Raw genomic sequence first — 22,350 nt, forward strand, 5'->3', positions numbered from 1 at the left:
GCTCATTCCCTCATCCCCGCAAGGGCACTCCCCGGGGGCCGAAATTTCGGTACCGCAATCCCCCCGCTTTGAAAAGCGCGCACTGGACGGGCCGGGCCGGCGGCATTAGCTCGGGGGGCAAGGAGATGCCCATGGCCACCGAAGCCTTTGAAGAGATCGCAGAAACGTTCGACTTCCTCGACGATTGGGAAGACCGCTACCGTCATGTCATCGAGATGGGCAAGGCGATGGAGCCGCTCGACGACAGCCTGAAGATCCCCTCCACCAAGGTGGAAGGCTGCGCCAGCCAGGTGTGGATGGTGCCCGAGATCAATGGCGAGGGGCCGGAGGCGCGCTTCGACTTCAAGGGCGACAGCGACGCGATGATCGTGAAGGGCCTGATCGCCATCCTGCACGCGCTGTATTCCGGGCTCACGCTCCGCGAGGTCGCGCATGTCGATGTGCAGGCCGAGCTGGCGCGGCTCAAGCTGGAAGACAACCTCTCCGCCCAGCGCTCGAACGGGCTGAAAGCGATGATCGGGCGGATCAGGGCGTTTTCGTCGCAAGCCGCGTAAGGGCGGGCGCCAGCTCTCCGTAACCCGTGGCGCGCCGCTCGAAGGCGAGGCCCAGATAGGCCGCCGCTTCTTCGGCCTTCGCCGTCAGGGCCGGGTCGTCGGTCTGTGCCTGATAGACGAGCTTGCTGTAATTGCCGAAGTACATCTCCTTCAGCTCCGGATGCCGGTCGAGCCCGAGGGGCTTGATGACGAAGGCCTCGAACTGCCGGGCGAGGAAATCGGTGAGATAGAAGGCGTCGATCTCGTCGCGTGCGGCGAAGGCGGCATTGCCCTCGAAAAAGGCGTAGCAATGCGGGCCCTCGAGCATCTCCACCCCCAGCCGCGCGCAGGTTGCAGCAAGCTGGCCGCCGGTGCCGCAATCGGCATAGGCCACGAATATCCGGTCGTAGCGCGCCCGGTTCTCCTCCACTGCCGCTTCCACCGCCGGGGCGATCCTGTCCGGCCGATTGTGCAGAATGGCGGGCAGGCAGGCGAGATCGACATGATCCCATCCGCCCTGCGCCTTCAGCGCCAGGATCTCGCGGGCCAGCGCGCCGCAGCCGATCACCAGCACGCGGCCATTGCCCTCAGGGGCCAGGCCGCTCTCGGTGAGAATACGGTCGCTGAGGTCGGGAAGGGGGGTACTCATCCGATCAGGGCCAGCAGAAATCCGGTTGCGGTGGGGGCGAGCAGGGCCGCGGCCTCCTTCAGCCGCGCCGATCCCAGCTCTCCGAGCATCTCGTGCAGGCCGCCGCCGTATTTCGCCGCCTGCATGATCGCGATGAACTTGGCGCGCGAGCAGCCCAGCTGCAAGCGCATCGGGCGGGGAAAATCGGGCGTCTCGGCCTCGGCTTCCGGTTCCCACATCGCCAGCTCGGCGGTGCGGCCCTCGTCGTCGCGGGCCGGCGGAGAGATGGAGCCGAAGCGCCAGTTGCCGGGCTTGGCGGGCGCGGGGCGTTTGGCTGCGTCCGCTTCGGCGGCGACATAGGGGGCGAGCCGGGTGGCGGCGGGCAGGTAGATGAGCGCCAGCATGGCCGAGCTGCCAAGCCCGGCGGCGATCATCAGCACATCGTCGGTGCCGCCGAGCGCGGCGAGGTAGGTGTCGCTGCCCGTCATCCCCGCCTCCGCCAGATCGAGCCAGAGCGCCGCCGCCACCAGCCCCGCCACCAGAGCGGGCAGCAGGGCCACCATAAGCGCGTCGAGCGCGGCCTTCAGATGACGGGGGGCGAGGCCCCGGTTGACCGGGATGGTTGGCGAGGTTCTCTTCGTCAGCCGCCAGAGTTCTTCGGCCGCGTCGGCGATAACGCTCGCCTTCCACTTCTGGTCCGTGACCGGGATGGCCTGGATCGTCGCGATCTCGGCCTCGGTTGCGTCGTTCTTTTCGGCCTGCCGGATTTCCAACCCCTTCAGGAGCTTCTCACCGATCCGCTCCACGCGCACGATGTCGGGGTAATTGCCGGCGAAGATGCGGGCGCCGAGCGCCGTGATTAGCGCGACGGTCACGAAGCTGGCCAGCGCCAGGCCGAGCAGCACGGCCCAGAGCAGCCGCTCGCCGAGGAGCGGAGCTGGCTCGGCCAGCCAGGGCGGCACCATGCCGGCGCCGGCGAGCAGCAGCACCGCCACCAGCCCGCCGCCAAGCAGCACATGCGGCACGAGATAGACGGGCCTGTGCCCGACGAGGTCTCCCTCCCGCTTCACGGGCAGGCCGCGATTGCCCGCCGGCCAGAAATCCTCGGTATGGCGGTTGAGGATGCGGTATTGCGCAAGCGCCATGCTGAGCGAGATTGCGATGGAGGCTCCCAGCGCCAGCAGCACCCGAGAGCGCGCCTGATAGAGCCGGTGGGCCGCGGCGGCGCTTGCCTCGTCATAGAGCGGCTCGGCCGCGCCCTGTGCCGCCTCGGCTGCGGCCATGGCCTCCAGAGCCGCCAGTTGCTCTGCGAGCAGGGCGGGGTCTTCAGCGAGCGTCGGAGCGGCATCGTCTAGCAGCGCGGCTCTCGCCTCGTTGCCGGCAGTCAGGGCAGGGGGCAGGTCTGCCTCCGCCAGGGCCAACGGCGCAGAGGGCACAGGCGTGGCCAGAAGACCGGCGAGGAGGGGCACAGCCAGCGGCAGCAGGGCCGTGGCGAGGCAGGCGAGCCAGGTGTTGATATAGCCGGGCCAGCGGCCCCGCATCATGGGCGGGGTCATCTGCGCGCGCAGGTCGTGCAGACCGGCGAATTTGTCCGTCTGCGTCATGGGCCCTCCGCCCGGCCGGACCACCGGGTTGGTTCCTCAAGAGCATGACGTCTGGCCGGCCACCGCACAAGTCCGGCGCGCGGGAGGTTACTTCCCGAGGTGTGCCGTGATGAAGGCTCCGATGTCGGTCACCGCGTCCCGCGCTTCCGGCACCGTCAGCATGGCGTGCTGATGCACATGCCACATGCCCTCCCACACCTTCAGTGTCACCGGCGTGCCCGCCGCCTCGGCCCGCTCGGCATAGAGGCGCGAATCGTCGAGCATCAGTTCGGCGCCGCCCACGTGGACGAGCAGCGGCGGCAGGCCGGAGAGATAGCCCTCGACCGGCGAGACAAGCGGATCGAGCGGGTCGGCGCAGCCGGTGTACTGACGCCCGGCGTCGCGCAGGCCCTCGGCCTCCATCGAGGGGTCGTGCGGCACGTTGGTCTCGTAGCTTTCGCCCCGCGCGAGAATATCGGTCCAGGGCGAGAGCAATATCGCGCAGGCCGGTTGCGGCAGCCCGGCCTCGGGCAGGGAGAGCATCAGCGCCGCCGCCAGCCCGCCGCCGGCAGAATCGCCGCCGATGGCCAGCCGCTCCGGCGCCACTCCGTCGGCGAGCAGAGCGGCATAGACTGCCTTCGCATCCTCAACCGCGGCGGGGTAGGGGTGCTCGGGCGCCAGCCGGTAATCGGGCAGCAGCACCGGCAGGCCGCTGACGGCGGAGATATGCGCGGCGAGCTTGCGATGCGTCAGGGGCGCGCCGCTGATGTAGCCGCCGCCGTGAAAGAACAGCACCAGCCCGCCATCCTTTGGCTCACCCACGGCCCCCGGCGCGGCCCCGGCCGAGGCGCCGGTGGCGGCCCATTGCGCCGCCTCGATAGCCAGGCGCTCGCGCTCGGCCTCGCCCGCGGGCGGGGCGGTGACGCGCTCGCAAAAGACGCCGCCGATATGCTCTTCGGTGATGCTCGTGCCCTCGGGCAGCGGCTCTTCGGCGGCCTCGGCCTGCCAGCGCGCGCGGTCTGCCGCCAGATCGCTCTTGTCAGGGCGGGGCCGGGCGCGAATGGCGGCGATTTCGGCTTGGGCTTCGGGGCTGGGCATGGCGTCTCTCCTTGGCGCCGGCCTCCGGGCGGCAGGGCGCCGCACCGGAGTAGCCTTTGGCAAGAGGCCGATCAATCGCCGCGAGGCACCGCCCCGTCAGCCAGCGTCAGACAGCGCGGGGCGCGCCCTGGTTGTGCTTGCGGGCGATGAACTCTTTCGCCGTATCCACCGCCACGGCGGCATCGCGGCAATAGGCATCCGCCCCAATGGCCTTGCCGAATTCCTCGTTGAGGGGGGCGCCGCCGACCAGGATGATGTAATCGTCGCGGATGCCCTTTTCCTTCATCGTGTCGATCACGACCTTCATGTAGGGCATCGTCGTCGTCAGCAGGGCCGACATGCCGAGGATATCGGCCTGCTCGCGCTCCAGCGCCTCGATGTAATTCTCGACCGGGTTGTTGATGCCCAGATCGACGATTTCGAACCCCGCGCCTTCCATCATCATGCCGACGAGGTTCTTGCCGATATCGTGGATGTCGCCCTTCACCGTGCCGATCACCATCTTGCCGATGGTCTTGGCGCCCGTCTCGGCGAGCAGCGGCTTGAGGATGGCCATGCCGCCCTTCATAGCGCCTGCGGCGAGCAGCACCTCAGGGACGAAGAGGATCCCGTCGCGGAAATCCTCGCCCACGATCTTCATGCCGCCGACCAGCGCCTCAGTGAGCACCTTGTAGGGCGTCCAGCCGCGGTCGAGCAGGATTTGCGTTCCCTCGACGATCTCGTCCTTCAGACCGTCATACAGGTCGTCGAACATCTGATTGACGAGATCCTCGTCGGAGAGCTCGGAGAGGATGATCTCGTCATCTTCGTCGGACATGTGGCGCCCTTTCGCGGCAGAGTGGCTCGCCCCTTCCCATGGGCCAACATAGGGCGGGGGGCTTTCCAGAATACGACTTCAGTTGAGATGCAACCGACGCGGGGTCAATGGAAATCTCCGGGCGGCGATCATGAGGCTCTTTCATGTGTTCATGTTTTGTTCTATATTCGGGTGTATGGACATTATCGAGCAGGAGCGGCGGCGCGGGCGCGGGGCAAGGGGCAACCCGGCCAACCGCTACGACCGCGCGCATAAAGAGCGGGTGTGGGACGGCTGGGATCTGCCGGAGGAAGAGCTGCCGCTGCGCACCGAGGTGAGCGAAGAGTTTCCGCGCTCGATCCTGGCGAAGAATAGCTCGCCCGACATTCCGTTCGACATCTCGATCAACCCCTACCGGGGCTGCGAGCACGGCTGCATCTATTGCTTCGCCCGGCCGAGCCATGCCTGGCTGGGAATGTCGCCGGGTCTCGATTTCGAGACCCGGCTGGTCGCCAAGCCGAGCGCCCCGGCGCTGCTGGAGAAGGCGCTGGCGGCGCCCGGCTACAAGCCGCAGGTGATCGCGATTGGCACCAATACCGACCCGTACCAGCCGGTCGAGAAAGAGCGCCAGGTGATGCGCCGCCTGCTGGAGGTGCTGGCCGCGCATCGCCACCCGGTGGCGATCACCACCAAGGGCACCCTGATCGAACGCGATATCGACGTGCTGGCCCCCATGGCCGAGCAGGGGCTGGTGCGCGTCGGCCTGAGCATCACCACGCTGGACGTGGGCCTTTCCCGCGCGATGGAGCCGCGCGTGCCGGTACCGCAGCGCCGGCTGACCGCGATCCGCAGGTTGTCGGAGGCTGGCATTCCCGTCCGCCTGATGATCGCACCGGTGGTGCCGGCGCTGACGGATCACGAGCTGGAGAAGCTGGTTGAGGCTGGGGCCGAGGCTGGCGCGGTCGCCGCCAGCTACATCGTCCTCCGCCTGCCGCTGGAGGTCGCGCCGCTCTTTCGCGACTGGCTGACCGAGCACTACCCCGATCGTGCCGCGCGGGTGATGGGCCGGGTGCAGGAGCTGCATGGCGGCAAGGATTACGACCCCGAATGGGGCCGCCGCATGACGGGGCGCGGCACCTGGGCCGAGCTCCTGCGCCACCGCTTCGCCCTGGCGACCGAGCGCCACGGCCTTTCGCGCAAGCTGCCGCCGCTTCGGACGGATCTGTTCGCGGTGCCGCCGAAGCCGGGCGACCAGCTCTCACTGTTCGGGTAGGGGGCTGGTGACCGCCAGAATGGCTGGTCTATGTCCGTTCGCATTGACCTCGGGAAGCGCCGCTTAAGCCCCCCGCTGCCGCAAGAGAAAGGGCCGGGCCCGACCCGCGGGTGGCGGACACGGCGCTCCTGCTACGCGGTTTATCCCTGAAGCCCCCGACGAGCTCTGAGCTGCGAATGACATCGACACACGCCCGCTCGTGGGGCAGGTCGGGCGCGGCCCGCGCATGGTCGGCACGGGCCATCGACATCGTCAACGTCGGTGAGGCGCTGACATCCATGCACCACCCCACGCCCGCCTTGCCATAGCGCCCGCCCGATGGGATGCATGGCGCCATGATCCGCACGCTCGCTCTCCTGGTCTGTCTCGCCCCCCTCCCGGCCCTGGCCGAGCGCATCACCATCTTCGCCGCGGCCTCCCTCGCCGGCCCGCTCGACGAGGCAGCCGAGCTCTGGGCCGATGAGACGGGCCACGACACGGCCATCTCCTACGCCGGCTCCTCCGTCCTCGCCCGGCAGATCATGGCCGGCGCCCCTGCCGATGCCTTCCTCTCCGCCAACGAGGACTGGATGGATGCCGTCGAGGCCGATGGCCGCATCGTCCCCGGCAGCCGCGCCAATCTCTGGGGCAACGCCCTCGTCCTCGTCGCCCGCGCCCCCGGAGACCTCGCCCTCGCCGATCTGCCGGTAGCGCTGGGCCACGGCCGCCTCGCCATGGCGCTGACAGAGGCCGTGCCCGCCGGCATCTACGGCCGCGAGGCGCTGACCCACCTCGGCCTCTGGGAGGCGCTCGCCCCCCGCCTCGCCGAAACCGACAACGTCCGCGCCGCGCTCGATCTCGTCGCGCTCGGCGCCGCGCCCTATGGCATCGTCTACGCCACCGATGCCGCCGCCGAGCCGCGCGTGAGCATCGCCGCGACCTTCCCCGAAGAGAGCCACGCCCCGATCACCTATCCCGGGGCGGCCCTCACGCCCGGCCCGGCGGAAGACTTCCTGAGCTACCTGCAAAGTCCGGAGGCCCTGGCGATCTTTACCCAGGCCGACTTCCTGCCGCTGCCGGAGTGACGCGGTGACGGGGCTCGGGCCGCAGGAATGGCAGGCGGTGGCACTCTCGTTCCGCGTCGCCATCTGCGCGGCGCTGGTCTCGCTGCCCTTCGGCCTCGCCGCCGCCTATGCCCTCGCGCGGGGCCGCTTCCCAGGCCGCAGCCTCTTCTCCGCCCTCGTGCACCTGCCGCTGGTCATGCCGCCGGTCGTCACCGGCTACCTGCTCCTCCTCGCCTTCGGCCCCGAGGCGCCGATGGGCCGCGCGCTGGAGGCCATCGGCCTGCCGCTCGCCTTCCGCTGGACAGGCGCGGTGCTCGCCGCCGCCGTTATGGGCTTCCCCCTCATGGTGCGTGCCATCCGTCTGTCAATCGAGGCGGTCGACCGGCGGCTGGAGGAGGCAGCCGCCACGCTCGGCGGTGCCCGCGCGCATGTCTTCGCCACCGTCACGCTGCCGCTGATCGCGCCGGGCCTGCTCGCCGGCTTCGTCCTCGCCTTCGCCAAGGCTCTGGGAGAGTTCGGCGCCACGATCACCTTCGTGGCCAATATCCCCGGCGAGACGCGCACCATCGCCAGCGCCATCCACGCCTTCCTGCAGGCGCCGGGAGGCGAGGGCCCCGCCCTCCGCCTCACCCTCGTCTCCATCGCGCTATCGCTGGCCGCGCTCCTCCTCTCCGAATGGCTCGCCGCCCGCGTCGCCCGCCGGGTGGGCGCATGAAGGGTATCCCGCCGGGTGGGCGCATGAAGGGTATCCCGCCGGGTGGGCGCATGAAGGATATCCCGCCGGGTGGGCACATGAGCCGCTCCTCCTCGCTCGCTTTTCTCCAAGTATCCCGGGGGGAGCGCCAGCGGGGGGCAGCGCCCCCCTCCGCCCGTGCCACAGGCTCCGCGCCATGAGCCTTGGCGTCACCTTCCGCCACCGCCTGTCGCCCGGCTTCGCACTCGACATCGCCTTCGAAGCACCCCCCGGCGTCACCGCGCTTTTCGGCCGCTCGGGTGCCGGGAAGAGCTCCGTCCTCCGCGCCGTCGCCGGGCTGATGACACCGGACGAGGGGCGCATCGCGGTGGACGGCGCCGCGGTCTTTGACAGCGATGCGGGGGCGAACCTGCCCCCGCATCGCCGCCGCTTCGGGCTGGTCTTCCAGGAGCCGCGGCTCTTCCCGCATCTCTCCGTCCAGCAGAACCTGCGCTACGGGCGCCGCGCGCTCCGCCTGCCGGCGAACCCGGCCCGCGAGGCGGAGGTGGTGGAGATGCTGGGCATCGGCGCGCTCCTCCCCCGCCGCCCCTCTGGCCTCTCGGGCGGAGAGGCCGCGCGGGTCGCCATCGGCCGGGCGCTCCTGGCCGAGCCGCGCGTCCTGATGCTCGACGAGCCCTTCGCCTCCCTCGACGCCGCCCGCCGCGAAGAGATTCTGCCGTATCTGGAGCGTCTGCGAGATCATGCCCGCCTGCCGATCCTCTTCGTCAGCCACGCCTTGCCCGAGGTCGCCCGCCTCGCCTCCCGCCTCGTGCTGATCGGCGACGGACAGGTTCTGCGCGCCGGCCCGGCGGCGGAGCTGCTGGCCGACCCCGAGGCTGCGGAGCTTCTCGGCCCGCGCGAGGCCGGCGCGGTGCTGGAGGGTCGGGTCGGGGCCTCTGCGCCCGACGGGCTGACGGAAGTGCATCTGAGCGGCGGCACCCTGCATCTGGCCGGCGTCACGGCCGGGCAGGGCGCCCGCATCCCGGTGCGCATCGCGGCCTCGGATGTGATCTTGGCGCTGGAGGAGCCCCGCGGCCTCTCGGCGCTCAACCTGCTGCGCTGTCGGGTCGCAGAGCTGCATCGCGGCAAGGGCCCGGGCGTCATGGTGCGGCTGAGCTGCGGCGAGGACGCGCTGCTCGCCCGCGTCACGGCCCGCTCGGCGGAGGCGATGGCGCTGGAGGAGGGGCAGGAGCTGACAGCGATCGTGAAGTCCGTTGCAATTGGGCCGGCGGATCTGGGGGGCGGGTAAGGGGTGCGGGAGAGGGGCGTTCGGTTGCCTCCTCTCTCATCGGCACGTTCGCTGAGAAACGCTACCGCGAGAGACCACGTCTCACGCCGGTCGGTGGGGTGGCGCTCCGACTTCGCAGCCGGAGTGCTTTATGCCAGCCAAGCCCATCCCCGCGGTGCGCTGAGTACCAAGCTCAGCCAGAGCGCCAGCCCGCCGGGACGGGCCGGCGCTCGCGCGGCGGCCTCCGGCCTTGATTCCGCGCGGGGGACGCAGCGGCGGCGTTAGTGCGGGGCAGGGGGTACGCCGCACAGAAGCCCTCTTTAGGAAATCCGCGGGACGACCGTTGGTGGGGCAACCCGCCAGCAGAAAGGGAGGGTGGGTTGAAAACCCACCCCACGAGGGTCACGCCTCTCCGTATCCGCCCGGCGTCGGGGTCGTCATTATCACCGCCTCGCCCGGCGCCAGCCGCGTCTGCGCGCAGTTCGCCAGCTCCTCCACGGTCCCATCCGAACGCCGCACCTCCGTCTTGCCGGTCTCGCCCGGGCCGCCCCCGCCGATGCCCTCCGGCGGGCGGTGGCGATGCGAGGTGAGCACCGCGAGGTCCATCTCCTCGAGGAACCGCAGCACCCGCCGCGTGCCGTCTCCGCCGGGGAACGCCCCGCCCCCGCCAGAGCCCTCGCGCAGCGAGAACTCCTCCAGCAGCACCGGGTAGCGCGCCTCCAGCACCTCCGGGTCCGTCAGCCGCGAGTTCGTCATGTGGGTATGCACCCCGGCGGTTCCGGCAAAGCCCGTGCCGTCGTTCAGCCGCCCGGCGGGCGAGCCGGAGCAGATGGTCTCGTAATACTGGTAGGTCTCGTTGCCGAAGGTCGTGTTGTTCATCGTGCCTTGGGCATTCGCCAGCGCCCCCAGCGCCTGGAAGAGCGCGTTGGTGACGTGCTGCGAGGTCTCGACATTGCCCGCCACCACCGCGCGAGGATAGGCGGGGCGGAGCATCGAGCCTTCGGGGATGACGATGTCGATGGGCCGCAGGCACCCGGCGTTCATCGGGATCGGCGCCTCGACCATCACGCGGAAGGCGTAAAGCACCGCCGCCCGGGCGACCGGCTCCGGCGCGTTGAAGTTGTTCTCCCGCGCGTCTGACGTGCCGGTGAAATCCACTGTCGCCCGCCGCGCCTCGCGGTCTACCGTGATCTTCACGCGGATGACCTGGCCGCTGTCGGTCTCGTACTCGGCCTCGCAGTCGTCCAGCCTGGCGATCAGCCGGGCGACCTCTTCGGCGGCATTGTCCTGCACATGGCCCATGTAGGCCTGCACGACCTCCAGCCCGAACTCCTCGGTGATCCGCCGCAGCTCCGCCGCGCCGCGCTCATTGGCGGCGAGCTGGGCCTTGAGGTCGGCGATGTTCTGCGCCGGGTTGCGGCAGGGATAGGGGTGGTCGGTCAGGAGGGTTTGCAGCGCCTCCTCGCGGAACTCCCCGGCGGCGACCATCTGGAAGTTGTCGATCAGCACGCCTTCCTCGTCCACGTTCGTGGCGAGCGGCGTCATCGAGCCGGGGGCCGTGCCGCCCACGTCGGCATGGTGGCCCCGGCTTGCGACCCAGAAGAGCAGCTCGTCGCCGGCATCGTCGAAGACCGGCGAGACGACGGTGATGTCGGGCAGGTGGGTGCCGCCGTTATAGGGCGCGTTAAGGGCCCAGGCGTCGCCGGGGCGCACCACCTCGTTCTGGCGGATGATCGCCTCGACCGAGCGGTCCATGCTCCCGAGGTGCACCGGCATGTGCGGGGCGTTGGCGACCAGCGCGCCGGTCTTGTCGAAGACGGCGCAGGAGAAATCGAGCCGTTCCTTGATGTTGACCGACTGCGCGGTCATCTGCAGCGCCAGCCCCATCTGCTCGGCGATGTTCATGAAGAGGTTATTGAAGACCTCCAGCAGGATCGGGTCGGCTTCTGCCGCGCCATGCACCTCTTCGCGCGCCGCGGCCTGCACCCGGCGCATGAGGATCTCGTCGCCCTTGGTCAGCTCGGCCTGCCAGCCGGGCTCGACGAGGATCGTCTGGTTGGGCTCGATGATCAGCGCCGGGCCGTTCAGTCGGGCGCCGGTGGAGAGCTCATCGCGGGTCCACACGCCCGCCTCGTGCCAGCCGCCGGCATAGAGGCGCGCCCTGCTGGGGGCCTCGGGCTCATGCGCCTCGAAGAGCTCCTCGCGGGCGGGGGCGGCGTCGTCGGGCACTTCCCAGCCCTCGACCTCCACCGCTTCCACGATCAGGGGGCGGGCGGGGGTGATGAAGCCGAACTGGGCCTTGTGGGCGGCCTCGAAGGCCTCCTTGGCGGCGGCGATCTCGCCCGCCCAGGTCACCGGCAGCGCCGTGTCGGTGCCCTCGTAGCGCAGGTGCAGGCGGGTGGCGCGGCCCTGCGGCGCGTCGGTCTGGGCGGTGATCTCGCCCTCAACGGCCTCGGCCAGCTCGGTCTCCAGCGCCGTCAGCGCATCTAGCTCGCCCTCGGCCAGCGGCTTCAACAGCCCCTGCTGGCGCGTGGCGGAGATGCCGGAGAGGCCGATGCCGTAGGCCGAGAGGAGGCCCGAGAGCGGGTGCACCAGCACCGCCTTCATCCCCAGCGCATCGGCGACGGCGCAGGCGTGTTGCCCGCCGGCGCCGCCGAAGGAGTTGAGCAGGTAGCGCGTCACGTCGTAGCCGCGCTGGACGGAGATCTTCTTGATCGCGTTCGCCATGTTGGCGACGGCGATGCGCAGGAAGCCCTCGGCCACCTCCTCGGGGGCCTTGCCCTCGGCTTTCGCGATTTCGGCGAAGGCGGCCTCGACCGTCTCGGCATCGAGCGGCTGGTCCTGATCGGGGCCGAAGATGGCGGGGAAGAACTCGGGGCGGAGCCGCCCGAGCATCAGGTTGGCATCTGTCACCGTCAGCGGGCCGCCGCGCCGGTAGCAGGCGGGGCCGGGGTCGGCGCCCGCTGAGTCCGGCCCGACGCGGAAGCGCCCGGGCTCGGCATGCAGGATCGAGCCGCCGCCCGCCGCGACGGTATGGATGCGCATCATGGGCGCGCGGATGCGCACGCCGGCGACCTCGGTGTCGAAGGCGCGCTCGTACTCGCCGGCGGAATGGGCGACGTCGGTCGACGTGCCGCCCATGTCGAAGCCGATGACCTTGTCGAAGCCCGCCGCCTTGGCGGAGAGCACCATGCCCACGACGCCGCCCGCGGGTCCGGAGAGGATGGCATCCTTGCCGCGAAAGCGGTCGGCGGCGGTGAGGCCGCCGGAGGACATCATGAATTCGAGCCGCGGGCCGTCGTCCCCTTGCGTCCCGAGGGCTTTCGCCACGCGGGCGACGTAGGCGGAGAGGATCGGGGAGAGGTAGGCATCCGCCACCGTGGTGTCGCCCCGGCCGACGAACTTGATGAGCGGCGAGACCTCGTGGCTGACGGAAACCTGCGTGAAGCCCATGTCCTTCGCCATCTCGGCCAGCGCGATCTCATGCGCCGGGTTCTGCCAGCCGTGCATCAGCGCAATGGCGATCGAGGTGATGCCTTCGGCGCGCGCCTCTTCCATGGCCGCGCGGGCGCTGTCCGGGGACAGCTCTTCCAGCACCGAGCCATCGGCGGTGAGCCGCTCGTCGACCTCGGCCACGCGCTCGTAGAGCATCTCGGGCAGGTGGATCTCCTTGGCGAAGATCTCGGGCCGGGCCTGGTAGCCGAGACGCAGGGCATCGCGGAAGCCTCTCGTCACCATCAGGAGCACGCGGGCGCCCTTGCGCTCCAGAAGCGCGTTGGTGGCGACGGTGGTGCCCATGCGGATGCGGCCCACGGCGCCGGGGGGCAGGGGGGCCTTGCCCTCCAGCCCGAGCAGGCGGCGAATGCCCTCCACCGCGGCGTCGTCATAGGCTTCGGGATTGTCCGAGAGCAGCTTCGTCGGGTGGAGCTGCCCATCCGGTGCGCGCCCGATCACATCGGTGAATGTGCCGCCCCGATCGACCCAGAAATCCCACATCTGCCGCTCTCCTTCGAGGTTTAGGCATGGGTGCGGGAGGCGGAAAGGAAGGTCAAGTGTGAGGCAGGATCATATCCGGGCCGGCCATAACGAAAGGGCCGCTCGCGCACCGCGGGCAGCCCCTCGGACCATGCAGGATAATCAAGCGCGCCAGTGGCGCCCTCGCCCTGCCGAACGGCCCGGATCATATCCGGGCCGGCCACAACAGGAGGGCCGCTCGCGCACCGGCGGCAGCCCCTCGCCGCGCAGCCCCGGCCGCCTTCGCGATGGCGCCGCGAGGAGGGGGGCTGTCTGCCCCCCGCTGGCTGCGCCAGCCCCCCGAGGATTTTGTTGGAGCAAAGACAGGGGCGGGGCAGGCCGCGCTCGGCTGGGATCGGGGTGGTGCGGCTTGGTGGACGCGGTGACGGGGCGCCTGGGGTAAGATTGGGCAGGTGGGGCGGGCGCGCGGGAAATTGAGGGGGCGCGCCGGGGCGGGACCGAACGGCTTGTGGTATTCGCGGCGGCAGGCCGGTAGAAGTGGGGCGAGCTGACAGGGGGCACGCATTGCGCGGCACGGAACCAGACACCAGAGAGCTGATCGCCTGCCCCAATTGCGACGCGCTCTATCATGTGGTGTCGCCGGGGCGCGGTGAGCGGGCGCGCTGCGGGCGCTGCCATGAGGTGCTGATCACGCCGCGGTTCGGGGCAGAGACGCGCATTATCGCGCTGGCGCTGGCGGTGCTGATCCTCACCATCGGGGCTGTGAACTTTCCCTTCCTCAGCATCCGGGCGGCGGGCGTGAGCCATTCGGCCTCGATCCTCTCGACGGCGGCGGCCTTCACGGGGGGGCCGTATTTCCTGCTCTCGCTGGCGACGCTGTTCGTGATCGTGCTGGTGCCGGTGATCCGGGTGATCCTGCTGCTCTATGTCTTCACGCCGATGGCCCTGGGCCGCCCAGCGGGGGCGGGGGCGCGCGGGGCCTTCGCCTGGTCGGAGCGGTTGCGGCCCTGGTCGATGGCCGAGATCTTCGCGATCGGCTGCGCCGTGGCGCTGGTGAAGGTGGCGGATCTCGCGCAGATCAGCTTCGGGCCGGCCTTCTGGATGTTCGGGCTGCTGACGCTGCTGCTCGTCGCGCAGGATTCGCTGATCTGCCGCTGGACGATCTGGCAGGCGCTCGACGAGGCCGCGCCGAACCGCAAACCGCCCAAAGCGGCCTCCACGGCGGGGGGACATGAGGCATGAGCGGCGGGGTGGTGACGGCGCGCGAGGCGGGGCTGGTGAGCTGCCAGCGCTGCGGTCGCGTCTGGCCCATCGAAGAGACCATCTGCGCGCGCTGCGAGGCGCCGCTGCAATCGCGCGATACCCGCAGCATCAGCCGCGTCTGGGCCTATTGGCTGGCCGGGCTCATCGCCTACGTGCCCGCCAATATCTACCCGATGCTGGTCACCGACACGCTGCTGGAAGAGACGAAGAACACCATCGTGGGCGGCGCGCTGGAGCTGGCCGACCATGGCGCGGTCGGCATCACCATCATCATTCTCGTCGCCTCTGTCCTGATCCCGGTGGCGAAGTTCATCGCCATCGCATTCCTGGCCGTCTCGGTGCAGCGCGGGGCCGGCGAGGGGGCGCATGCGCGGCACCGGATGTACGAGATCGTGGAATATGTCGGGCGCTGGTCGATGATCGACGTCTTCGTCGTTGCCATCCTGACGGCGCTGGTCCAGTTGCAGGGCCTTGCCTCCATCCACCCCGGCCCCGCCGCCGCCGCCTTCGCTGCCTCGGTTGTCTTTACCATGCTGTCGGCGCAGAGCTTCGACAGCCGGATGATCTGGGACAACCTCGGCCAGGGCCCCGGAGCCCGGAGAGCCGGCCGCGACCATCTTGAAGAGAGAGCGTCATGAGTGACGACGACCGCATCGACGACGTGCCCGTGGTGCGTGCCCGCCGCTCGTTCTTCGAGCGGGTCTCGCTTGTCTGGCTGATCCCGGTCGCCGCGCTTGTCGTGGCGCTGGGCATCGCCTGGCAGACCTTTGCTGAGCGCGGGCCTGCCATCGAGATCTTCTTCCGTAACGCCGCCGGCATTCAGGCCGGCGAGACGCAACTGCGCTATCGCGACGTGGTGGTGGGCACGGTGGAGGAGGTGGCCTTCGCCAGCGGGCTGGAGCAGGTGCGCGTCACCGTGCGGCTCAACAAGGAGGTCGCAGATTACGTCGACGAGGATTCCCAGTTCTGGGTGGTGCGCCCCGAGGTGACCACGCAGGGCGTGACGGGGCTGGAGACGGTGCTCTCCGGCGTCTACCTCGCCGGGCAATGGGATAATGTGCAGGGCAACGCTGCCCGCACCTTCACCGGCAACGAGCAGCCGCCGCTCAACGAGGGCGACGAAGATGGCGTGACCATCTTCCTGCGCACCAGCGGCACCTCGCTCACCGGCAACGCGCCCCTGCTCTACAAGGGGGTCGAGGTGGGCCGCATCGGCCCCGCCCGCGTCTCTGACGATGGCATGACGGTTGAGGCGCAGGCCTTCGTGCAGGCGCCCTACGACAACCTCGTCACCGAATCGACGCGTTTCTGGGACAGTTCGGGCTTCTCCTTCACCCTCGGCTCCGCCGGCGCGGCGCTGAACTTCGACAGCATCGCCTCGCTGATCGCAGGGGGGGTGAGCTTCGACACCTTCGTCTCGGGCGGCACGCTCGCCGAGCAGGGCGATACCTTCGATGTCTACACCGATCGAAGCAGCGCCCGCGCCAGCGTCTTCAACCGGCGCGATGGGGTGGAGCTCACCCTTGCGGCGGTCTTCGAGCAGGACGTGACCGGCCTCGCGCCCGGCGCGCCGGTTGAGCTGGAAGGGCTGCGCATCGGTGAGGTGACCGGCCTCAACGGCATCGCCGACGGCGACAATTTCGGCGAGGCGGCGGTGCGGCTGCAGGTGGTCTTCTCGATTCAGCCGGCGCGGCTGGGCTTTGACGGCGAGGGCAGCGAATCCCAGGCGCTGGAGTTCTTCGCCCAGCAGGTGGGGCAGGGGCTGCGCGCCCGGCTCGCCACCGCCAACCTGCTGACCGGCGGGCTCAAGCTGGAACTGGTGAAGCCCGACGGCCTGGAGCCGGGGCTGCTGGTGGAGCGGCCGGGCGAATACCCGGTGCTGCCGACGGCGCCGGGCGATCTGATCGACGTGGGCGCCACGGCCGAGGGCACGCTGGCCCGCATCGACGCGCTGCCGATCGAAGAGCTGCTGGAGGCCGCGGTCAGCTTCCTCGATTCCGCCTCGTCGCTCGTGGGCAGCGAGGATATCAAGCAGGTCCCGACAGAGCTGGCCGGGCTGCTCGGCAACCTGCGCGGCGTCACCGGCTCGAGCGAGGTGCAGGCGCTGCCGGGGCAGATCGCGGCTGTGATGACCGATTTGCAGGCCTCGCTTGAGGATGTCTCCGGCCTGCTCGCCGAGCTGGAAGAGCAGCAGGCGGCGGCGCGGGTGCTGGCGGCGGTGGATTCCGTCTCCTCCGCCGCGGCAGGGCTGGAGAGCTCGGCCGAGGGTGTGCCGGAGCTGATCGAGCAGATCACCGGGCTGGCCGAAGATGCACGCGCGCTGGGCCTTGCCGAGCTGGGGCAGCGCGCGAACGAGCTGGTTGCCTCGGCGCAGGCGCTCGTCGGGGGAGAGGCCGTGCAGGCCATCCCGGCCGATGTGAGCGCGGCGCTGGGCGAGGTGACAGATGCCGCGGCCTCCGCCGGGCAGCTCATCGACACGCTGAACGACAACCAGACGGCGGAGCGGCTGGCAGCCGCCGCCGATTCCGCTGCTGCGGCGCTCGAAGCGGCGCGCCCGGGGCTGGAAGGCATCCCGCCGCTGGTGGACGAGCTGACGGCCGTGGCGCAGGAGGCCCGCGCGATGGGTCTGCCGGCGCTCGGCCAACGGGCGGGCGAGCTGGTCGCCTCGGCGCAGACGCTGATCGGCGGCGAGACCGCGCAGGCGCTGCCCGGCGAGATCAGCGCGGCGCTGAGCGGTGTCTCTGACGCTGTCAGCGAGGTCGAGCAGCTCATCGCGGGTCTCAACGAGAACGAGACGGCGGCGCGCATCTCCGAGGCGGCCGATGCCGCCGCGCAGGCGCTGACCTCCGCCCAGCCGGGGCTGGAGGGGATCTCGCCGCTCGTCGACGAGCTGACGGCGCTGGCGCAGGACGCGCGCAATATGGCGCTGCCGGCGCTCAGCGCTCAGGCGAGCCAGCTCGTCACCTCGGCGCAAAGCCTGATCGGCGGCGAGACCACGCAGGCCATCCCCGGCCAGGTGAGCGCCGCGCTGGAAGAGCTGACGGCAGCCACGACGAACGCCAACGAGATCATCGGCACGCTCACCGAGGCGGATGTCGCGGCGCAGCTCAGCAATGCCATCGACACCGCCGCCTCGGCCCTCTCCAGCATTGAGACCAGCTCTGCTGAGCTACCGCAACTGGTGGACGATGCCCGAGCCCTGGTGGCGCGCGCCAACAGCCTGCCGCTGGAGACCTTCGGCGCCGAGGCGGAGCGTTTCGCCTCTGCCGCCGCCGATCTGGTTGCCTCCGAGCAGGCGCAGGCCCTTCCGGGGCAACTGAACAGCGCTCTCGGCGAGCTCTCCGCCGCGCTGGAGGAGCTGCGCGACGGGGGCGCCATCGAGAACACCAACGCCGCGCTCGACAGCGCCCGCGCGGCGGCGGATGCCATTGCGGCAGCCTCGAACGATCTGCCGGCGCTGATCGCCCGGGCCGATGCGCTGACGAACACGGCCAGCACGGTGCTGCAGGGCTACGATTCCGAAAGCCCGGCCCTGCGCGAGGCCCGCTCGGCCCTGCGCGAAATCAGCCGGGCGGCGCAGGCGGTTTCTCAGCTGGCGCGCGCCATCGAACGCCAACCCAATTCCCTCATACTTGGACGTTAGACATGCGACATGCTGCCCTGCCGCTTCTCCTCGCCCTCGGCCTGTCGGGCTGCTCGGTGCTCTCGGGCCCCGACCAGCTTTACGCCGTGCCGCAGGTCACCCCGTCGGAGCGGATCCCGATCGCCTTCTCGTCGGTGGAGGTGCGCGACGTCTCGCTGCCATCGTATGCCAATTACGACGAGATCTATGTTGAGAGCGCCGACGGCACGCTGATGGCCGAGAAAGGCCTGCTCTGGGCCGACGACCCGGCCCGCGCCGCCTCGCTGGAGCTGACGCGCGCGCTTTCGGCGCTGACCGGGGTGATCGTGGCGGGGGAGCCCTGGCCGTTCGACCCCTATCCGGCCGCGCGCGTGGAAGTTCGGGTGGAAGAGATGATCGCGGCGCGGAGCGGGGAGTTCCGCCTTTCGGGTCAGTATTTCATCGCGGCGCTGGATGGCTCGGCCCGGGATTCGGCGCACCTCTTCGCGATCACCACCCCGCTGGCGGTGGATGCCGGCGCGGCAGAGATCGCGGCGGCGCGCGGGTACGCCATGGCCGAGCTCGCCCGGCAGATCGCGCGCGGCGGGCTGAGCTGAGACTGGGCTAGCTTTTCCAAATTCCCATAGCCCGGGGCGTCGAGTGACATCTCAACGGACGGGCCCGCGCTGATCAAGCGCGGGCCGCGCCCGACCCGCCCCCCCCCGGGCGGGCGCATGGCGATGTCGCTCGGAGCCGAGAGCTCGTTCGGAGCTTCGGGGATAAAGCGCGCAGCACGAGCGGCGCGTCCGCCCACCCACGAACCGGGCGCGACCCTTGCACCCGATGGCCGCCATCGCGCCAAGACCGCCGCCCCTGCATCCCAGCGCCCCGCCCCCTCTTTTCATCCCCTCCCGTCCGTGCTTGGGTCTCGCCCGGATCAGGAAAGAAGGGGCCGCCGATGCCGGACGTATCGCTCAGCGTGAACGGGACAGCCGTGACCAGGGAGGTGGAGGGCCGCACTCTGCTGGTGGACCTTCTGCGCAATGGCCTCGGTCTCACCGGCACCCATGTCGGTTGCGATACCAGCCAGTGCGGTGCCTGTATGGTGCTCGTCGATGGCGCCCCGGTGAAATCCTGCTCGATCCTCGCGCTCGAGGCCGAGGGCTGCGAGATCTCCACCATCGAAGGCGCCGCGGCCGAAGACGGTACCCTGTCGCCCGTGCAGCAGGCGTTCCAGGACTTCCACGGCCTGCAATGCGGCTTCTGCACCCCCGGCATGGTGATGTCGACGACGGCGCTGCTGGCGCAGAACCCCAAGCCCAGCGAGCCCGAGATCCGGCAATGGTTGGAGGGCAACTTCTGCCGCTGCACCGGCTACCACAACATCGTGCGGGCCGTGCAGGCGGCCTCGGGGCAGGAGCCTACGGGCACCAAAGCGGTCGAGGCCTGAGATGTACGATTTCGAACTTGCCCGCCCCACAACCCTCGCCGAAGCGCTGACCCTGCTGGCCGAAGAGGGCGCCGAGCCGCTCTCTGGCGGGCAGACGCTGATCCCCTCGCTGAAGGCGCGCCTGGCGATGCCCGAGACGCTCGTCTCGCTGATGCATATCGACGAGCTGAAGGGCATCTCCTCCGAAGGCGGCGCGCTCGTCATCGGCGGCGGCACGACGCATGCGCAGATCGTGGCGGGCAGCGAGAGCTTCCCCGGCCTGCGCTCGCTGGCCTCCCGCATCGGTGACCCGGCAGTGCGCACGCGCGGCACCATCGGCGGCTCCATCGCCAACAACGACCCCTCGGCCTGCTACCCGGCGGCGGCGCTCGCCACCGGCGCCACCATCCGCACCTCGCAACGCGAGATCGCAGCGGATGACTTCTTCACCGGTCTCTTCGAGACGGCGCTGGAAGAGGGCGAGATCGTCACAGGCATCTCGCTGCCGATCCCCGAGGCCTCGGCCTATGAGAAATTCGTGCAACCCGCCTCGCATTTCGCTCTCGTCGGTGTCTTCGTGGCGAAATACGCGGATCGCGTTGGCGTGGCCGTGACGGGCGCCTCTGAAGATGGCGTGTTCCGCTGGACGGAGGCCGAAGAGGCGCTCACCGCCAGCTTCACGCCCGAGGCGGTGGCCGAGCTGGCGCTGCCCGAGCACAACCTGATCGCCGATGTGCACGGCGGGCGCGACTATCGTGCCCGGATGGCCGGCGTCATGCTGCGCCGGGCAGTCGCGGGCGCCGCCTGAGCGCCCCCAACCCTCACGAAAATTGCCAAAGGGCCGCCGAAACCGGCGGCCCTTCGCCGTTGTGAAGACCGTCTTGGAACGCTCTGCAGCTCCCGCCCGTTTCCTGCCCAGAACAGCCCCGAGGGAGGGGCCGAATGCGGAGCGGGGCTCCGCCGCAGAAGACAGGACAATCCCCTATGCGACATGTTTTTCTCAAGACCAGCACCGCTCTTGCTCTCGCGCTGACCGGTGCGCCGGTGCAGCTCGCCGCACAGGATGCGGGCGCGGCGCCCGATTGCGGCATCGACGAGCCGGTACTTCCCTGCATCGGGCCGAACGGCACCCTGATCGAGACGCAGGATGACTTCCGTGCCGGGCTGGAGGAACTCGGCGTCACCGGTGACGCGGCGGATGAGATCATCTCGCGCATCGGCACGCCTGAGGTCTCCTCTGGCGAAGACATGCCGGGCGAGCCGGCCGACGGGATGGCGGGTGAAGGCGCCGATGCCGTAGCCGAGTCGGTCGACAATGCCGTGACGGATGAGCCGGTTGCCGATGCCGCGACCGACGAAACCGCCGCCGAAGTGGCCGATGAGCTCGGCCTCGACGAGGGCAATAGCGAAGACGCGATGGGCATGCAGCCCGATGTGACCGCCGGTGCCGCCGTCGAGGATGAGAGCGCCGCCGAAGATGCCGCCTCTGACACCGCCGACGCGATGGCGGAGGGCGGCGGCAATGCCATCGAGCAGGCCGCCGAAGAAACCGACATGTCCGACACCACCCCCGAGAGCGAAGCGGAGATGCCTGAAGAGGTCACCGCCGGCGCTGCTGTGGCGGACGATGAGGCCGCCATTGAGGCTGCCGACAATACCGAGCAGGAAGCCGCCAGCGACAGCGACATGAGCGCCGAAGAGGTGGCAGACGAGCTGGAGCTGGACCAATCCGACGCCGGTGAAGCCGTCGACAGCGAGGCCACGGCCGAAGAAGGCATGGCCCCGACCGCTGACGACAGCGAGATGGCGGACGAAAGCGCCGACGCGCCTGAGAGCGAAGCCGAGATGGCCGACGAGGTCACCGCCGGTGCCGCCGTCGCCGATGACGAAGCTGCCGATGCCGCCGCCGACAACACCGCGGCGGGCGAAGACGATGCGGCTGCCGAGGAGGCCAATCAGGCTCAGGAAGAGGCCGATGAAGCGGCTGCCGCCGAAGCTGCCGGCGCCAGCGCCGCGGCCTCTGTCGCTGCCGACGAGTCCATCGAAGGCGAAGTGACCACCGAGACGGTCGAGGAAGACGACGTTCGCCGTGCGGACGAAGACTTCGACACCGCGCCGATGGCCGAAACCATGGCGCCCGCCACCGGTGACGATGCGGCCCCTGCTGACGAGTCTGCCGATGCCGAGGTGGATGCCTCTGCCGAGGACGAAGATGAAGGCCTCACCAACTTCCAGAAGGCCCTGATCCTTGGCCTGGGCGCTGTGGCTGTCGGCTCTGTCCTCAACAACGGTGACGAGGTCGTCTCGAACTCCGGCGACCGCGTGGTCGTCAATTCGAACGGCGAACTGCGCGTGCTGAAGAACGACGATGCGCTGCTGCGCACACCGGGCTCTGAGGTGCAGACCGAAACGTTCAACGACGGCTCGACCCGCACCACCGTCACCCGCGCCGATGGCAGCCAGGTCGTGACGATCCGCGCCGCCGATGGCACCGCGCTTCGCCGGACGCTGATCAGCGCCGATGGCACCCGCACCATGCTGTTCGACGACACCGCCGAGATTGACCCGGTGACGGTCTCTGCCCTGCCGGCGCCGCAGCTGATGGAAAGCACCTCGGCCAGCTCGGATGAGGCTGCCCTGCGCGCCGCTCTGACGGCCCGCATCGCCTCGGACGTCGGGCGCACCTTCTCGCTGCGCCAGGTGCGCGAGATCCGCGCCGTGCGGGCGCTTGCCCCGCAGGTGGAGATCGACGCGATCACCTTCGAGACGGGTTCTGCCGCCATCCAGCCGAGCCAGGCCGACGAGATCACCGACCTCGGCCTCGCCATCAGCTCGATCCTGGAGGAAGACCCGGGTCAGGTGTTCCTGATCGAGGGCCATACCGACGCGGTGGGCGATGCCGCCTACAACCTCGCGCTCAGTGACCGCCGGGCCGAGACGGTGGCGCTGGCGCTGAGCCAGTACTTCGATGTGCCGCCGGAAAACCTGGTGACGCAGGGCTACGGCGAATCCGACCTGAAGGTCGAAACCTCCGATGCCGAGCGGCAGAACCGCCGGGCTGCGGTGCGCAACATCACCGGCCTGCTGCGCGGCCAGATCTAAGGCAAGCGGCTACGATCCCGGAAAAACCAAAAGGCCGCCCCAAGGGGCGGCCTTCTTCATGCGCT

At 69.9% G+C, this 22,350-nt stretch carries 18 protein-coding genes; 13 read left to right on the forward strand and 5 right to left on the reverse strand.

Features of this window, described 5'->3' with window-relative positions; all coding sequences use genetic code 11:
• The first annotated feature begins 131 nt into the window (after positions 1-131).
• Positions 132-554 (forward strand): SufE family protein, encoded by a 423-nt coding sequence (locus ACXN5S_RS08130; protein ID WP_458604918.1) that lies wholly within the window; start codon positions 132-134, stop codon positions 552-554.
• Here ACXN5S_RS08130 and ACXN5S_RS08135 read toward each other — a convergent pair.
• The 4 genes from ACXN5S_RS08135 to ACXN5S_RS08150 all read right to left on the reverse strand — a co-directional run bounded on the left by ACXN5S_RS08135 (position 526) and on the right by ACXN5S_RS08150 (position 4,659).
• A complete protein-coding gene (locus ACXN5S_RS08135; RefSeq protein ID WP_458604919.1) occupies positions 526-1,182 on the reverse strand; it encodes a DUF1638 domain-containing protein in 657 nt (218 codons plus the stop codon). The genes ACXN5S_RS08130 and ACXN5S_RS08135 overlap by 29 nt on opposite strands.
• Entirely contained in the window at positions 1,179-2,765 is a 1,587-nt protein-coding gene (locus ACXN5S_RS08140; protein ID WP_458604920.1) for a hypothetical protein, read from the reverse strand. Before ACXN5S_RS08140 ends, ACXN5S_RS08135 begins: the two co-directional genes overlap by 4 nt.
• A gap of 87 nt (positions 2,766-2,852) precedes the next feature.
• Positions 2,853-3,842 carry an alpha/beta hydrolase gene (locus ACXN5S_RS08145; protein WP_458604921.1) on the reverse strand — a complete coding sequence of 330 codons (990 nt, stop codon included), beginning with the start codon at positions 3,840-3,842 and terminating at the stop codon, positions 2,853-2,855.
• Between the two features lie 106 nt (positions 3,843-3,948).
• On the reverse strand, positions 3,949-4,659 hold the full coding sequence (locus tag ACXN5S_RS08150) for a corrinoid protein (protein WP_458604922.1): 711 nt from the start codon (positions 4,657-4,659) through the stop codon (positions 3,949-3,951).
• 175 nt (positions 4,660-4,834) lie between these two features.
• Here ACXN5S_RS08150 and ACXN5S_RS08155 point away from each other — a divergent pair, with 175 nt between their 5' ends.
• The 5 genes from ACXN5S_RS08155 (at position 4,835) to modC (ending at position 8,936) form a co-directional block, all read left to right on the forward strand.
• Positions 4,835-5,911, forward strand: coding sequence for a PA0069 family radical SAM protein (locus tag ACXN5S_RS08155; protein ID WP_458604923.1), 1,077 nt, complete (start codon positions 4,835-4,837; stop codon positions 5,909-5,911).
• A gap of 176 nt (positions 5,912-6,087) precedes the next feature.
• On the forward strand, positions 6,088-6,219 hold the full coding sequence (locus ACXN5S_RS08160; RefSeq protein WP_458604924.1) for a hypothetical protein: 132 nt from the start codon (positions 6,088-6,090) through the stop codon (positions 6,217-6,219).
• 27 nt (positions 6,220-6,246) lie between these two features.
• Positions 6,247-6,975, forward strand: a complete 729-nt coding sequence (gene modA / locus ACXN5S_RS08165; protein ID WP_458604925.1) for a molybdate ABC transporter substrate-binding protein — start codon at positions 6,247-6,249, stop codon at positions 6,973-6,975.
• Between the two features lie 4 nt (positions 6,976-6,979).
• On the forward strand, positions 6,980-7,669 hold the full coding sequence (modB, locus tag ACXN5S_RS08170; RefSeq protein WP_458604926.1) for a molybdate ABC transporter permease subunit: 690 nt from the start codon (positions 6,980-6,982) through the stop codon (positions 7,667-7,669).
• 175 nt (positions 7,670-7,844) lie between these two features.
• On the forward strand, positions 7,845-8,936 hold the full coding sequence (modC, locus tag ACXN5S_RS08175; protein WP_458604927.1) for a molybdenum ABC transporter ATP-binding protein: 1,092 nt from the start codon (positions 7,845-7,847) through the stop codon (positions 8,934-8,936).
• Between the two features lie 381 nt (positions 8,937-9,317).
• On the opposite strand, the gene ACXN5S_RS08180 is transcribed toward modC, so the two are convergent.
• A complete protein-coding gene (locus ACXN5S_RS08180; protein ID WP_458604928.1) occupies positions 9,318-12,911 on the reverse strand; it encodes a hydantoinase B/oxoprolinase family protein in 3,594 nt (1,197 codons plus the stop codon).
• 543 nt (positions 12,912-13,454) lie between these two features.
• Between ACXN5S_RS08180 and ACXN5S_RS08185 the strand changes: the two genes are divergently transcribed.
• The 7 genes from ACXN5S_RS08185 (at position 13,455) to ACXN5S_RS08215 (ending at position 22,285) form a co-directional block, all read left to right on the forward strand.
• Positions 13,455-14,132 carry a paraquat-inducible protein A gene (locus tag ACXN5S_RS08185; protein WP_458604929.1) on the forward strand — a complete coding sequence of 226 codons (678 nt, stop codon included), beginning with the start codon at positions 13,455-13,457 and terminating at the stop codon, positions 14,130-14,132.
• Complete coding sequence (locus ACXN5S_RS08190) at positions 14,129-14,791, forward strand: paraquat-inducible protein A (protein WP_458604930.1); 663 nt, start codon at positions 14,129-14,131, stop codon at positions 14,789-14,791. Before ACXN5S_RS08185 ends, ACXN5S_RS08190 begins: the two co-directional genes overlap by 4 nt.
• A complete protein-coding gene (locus tag ACXN5S_RS08195) occupies positions 14,788-17,796 on the forward strand; it encodes an MlaD family protein (RefSeq protein WP_458604931.1) in 3,009 nt (1,002 codons plus the stop codon). Before ACXN5S_RS08190 ends, ACXN5S_RS08195 begins: the two co-directional genes overlap by 4 nt.
• A gap of 2 nt (positions 17,797-17,798) precedes the next feature.
• Complete coding sequence (locus ACXN5S_RS08200; RefSeq protein WP_458604932.1) at positions 17,799-18,371, forward strand: PqiC family protein; 573 nt, start codon at positions 17,799-17,801, stop codon at positions 18,369-18,371.
• A 341-nt stretch (positions 18,372-18,712) separates the two neighbouring features.
• On the forward strand, positions 18,713-19,204 hold the full coding sequence (locus tag ACXN5S_RS08205; RefSeq protein WP_458604933.1) for a (2Fe-2S)-binding protein: 492 nt from the start codon (positions 18,713-18,715) through the stop codon (positions 19,202-19,204).
• Between the two features lies 1 nt (position 19,205).
• Complete coding sequence (locus ACXN5S_RS08210) at positions 19,206-19,991, forward strand: FAD binding domain-containing protein (protein WP_458604934.1); 786 nt, start codon at positions 19,206-19,208, stop codon at positions 19,989-19,991.
• A gap of 176 nt (positions 19,992-20,167) precedes the next feature.
• Positions 20,168-22,285, forward strand: a complete 2,118-nt coding sequence (locus ACXN5S_RS08215) for an OmpA family protein (protein WP_458604935.1) — start codon at positions 20,168-20,170, stop codon at positions 22,283-22,285.
• Positions 22,286-22,350 lie beyond the last annotated feature (65 nt).

This window comes from Pseudoroseicyclus sp. H15, from assembly GCF_054353345.1.

What these genes read in the sequence shown, in the direction of transcription:
- ACXN5S_RS08190 (WP_458604930.1), top strand. Translation starts at nt 14,129, where the DNA reads ATGAGCGGCGGGGTGGTGACGGCGCGCGAGGCGGGGCTGGTGAGCTGC.
- ACXN5S_RS08215 (WP_458604935.1), top strand. Translation starts at nt 20,168, where the DNA reads ATGCGACATGTTTTTCTCAAGACCAGCACCGCTCTTGCTCTCGCGCTG.
- ACXN5S_RS08140 (WP_458604920.1), bottom strand. Translation starts at nt 2,765, where the DNA reads ATGACGCAGACGGACAAATTCGCCGGTCTGCACGACCTGCGCGCGCAG.
- ACXN5S_RS08135 (WP_458604919.1), bottom strand. Translation starts at nt 1,182, where the DNA reads ATGAGTACCCCCCTTCCCGACCTCAGCGACCGTATTCTCACCGAGAGC.
- ACXN5S_RS08155 (WP_458604923.1), top strand. Translation starts at nt 4,835, where the DNA reads ATGGACATTATCGAGCAGGAGCGGCGGCGCGGGCGCGGGGCAAGGGGC.
- modA (WP_458604925.1), top strand. Translation starts at nt 6,247, where the DNA reads ATGATCCGCACGCTCGCTCTCCTGGTCTGTCTCGCCCCCCTCCCGGCC.
- ACXN5S_RS08130 (WP_458604918.1), top strand. Translation starts at nt 132, where the DNA reads ATGGCCACCGAAGCCTTTGAAGAGATCGCAGAAACGTTCGACTTCCTC.
- ACXN5S_RS08150 (WP_458604922.1), bottom strand. Translation starts at nt 4,659, where the DNA reads ATGTCCGACGAAGATGACGAGATCATCCTCTCCGAGCTCTCCGACGAG.
- ACXN5S_RS08160 (WP_458604924.1), top strand. Translation starts at nt 6,088, where the DNA reads ATGACATCGACACACGCCCGCTCGTGGGGCAGGTCGGGCGCGGCCCGC.
- ACXN5S_RS08210 (WP_458604934.1), top strand. Translation starts at nt 19,206, where the DNA reads ATGTACGATTTCGAACTTGCCCGCCCCACAACCCTCGCCGAAGCGCTG.
- ACXN5S_RS08200 (WP_458604932.1), top strand. Translation starts at nt 17,799, where the DNA reads ATGCGACATGCTGCCCTGCCGCTTCTCCTCGCCCTCGGCCTGTCGGGC.
- modC (WP_458604927.1), top strand. Translation starts at nt 7,845, where the DNA reads ATGAGCCTTGGCGTCACCTTCCGCCACCGCCTGTCGCCCGGCTTCGCA.
- ACXN5S_RS08205 (WP_458604933.1), top strand. Translation starts at nt 18,713, where the DNA reads ATGCCGGACGTATCGCTCAGCGTGAACGGGACAGCCGTGACCAGGGAG.
- ACXN5S_RS08180 (WP_458604928.1), bottom strand. Translation starts at nt 12,911, where the DNA reads ATGTGGGATTTCTGGGTCGATCGGGGCGGCACATTCACCGATGTGATC.
- ACXN5S_RS08145 (WP_458604921.1), bottom strand. Translation starts at nt 3,842, where the DNA reads ATGCCCAGCCCCGAAGCCCAAGCCGAAATCGCCGCCATTCGCGCCCGG.
- ACXN5S_RS08195 (WP_458604931.1), top strand. Translation starts at nt 14,788, where the DNA reads ATGAGTGACGACGACCGCATCGACGACGTGCCCGTGGTGCGTGCCCGC.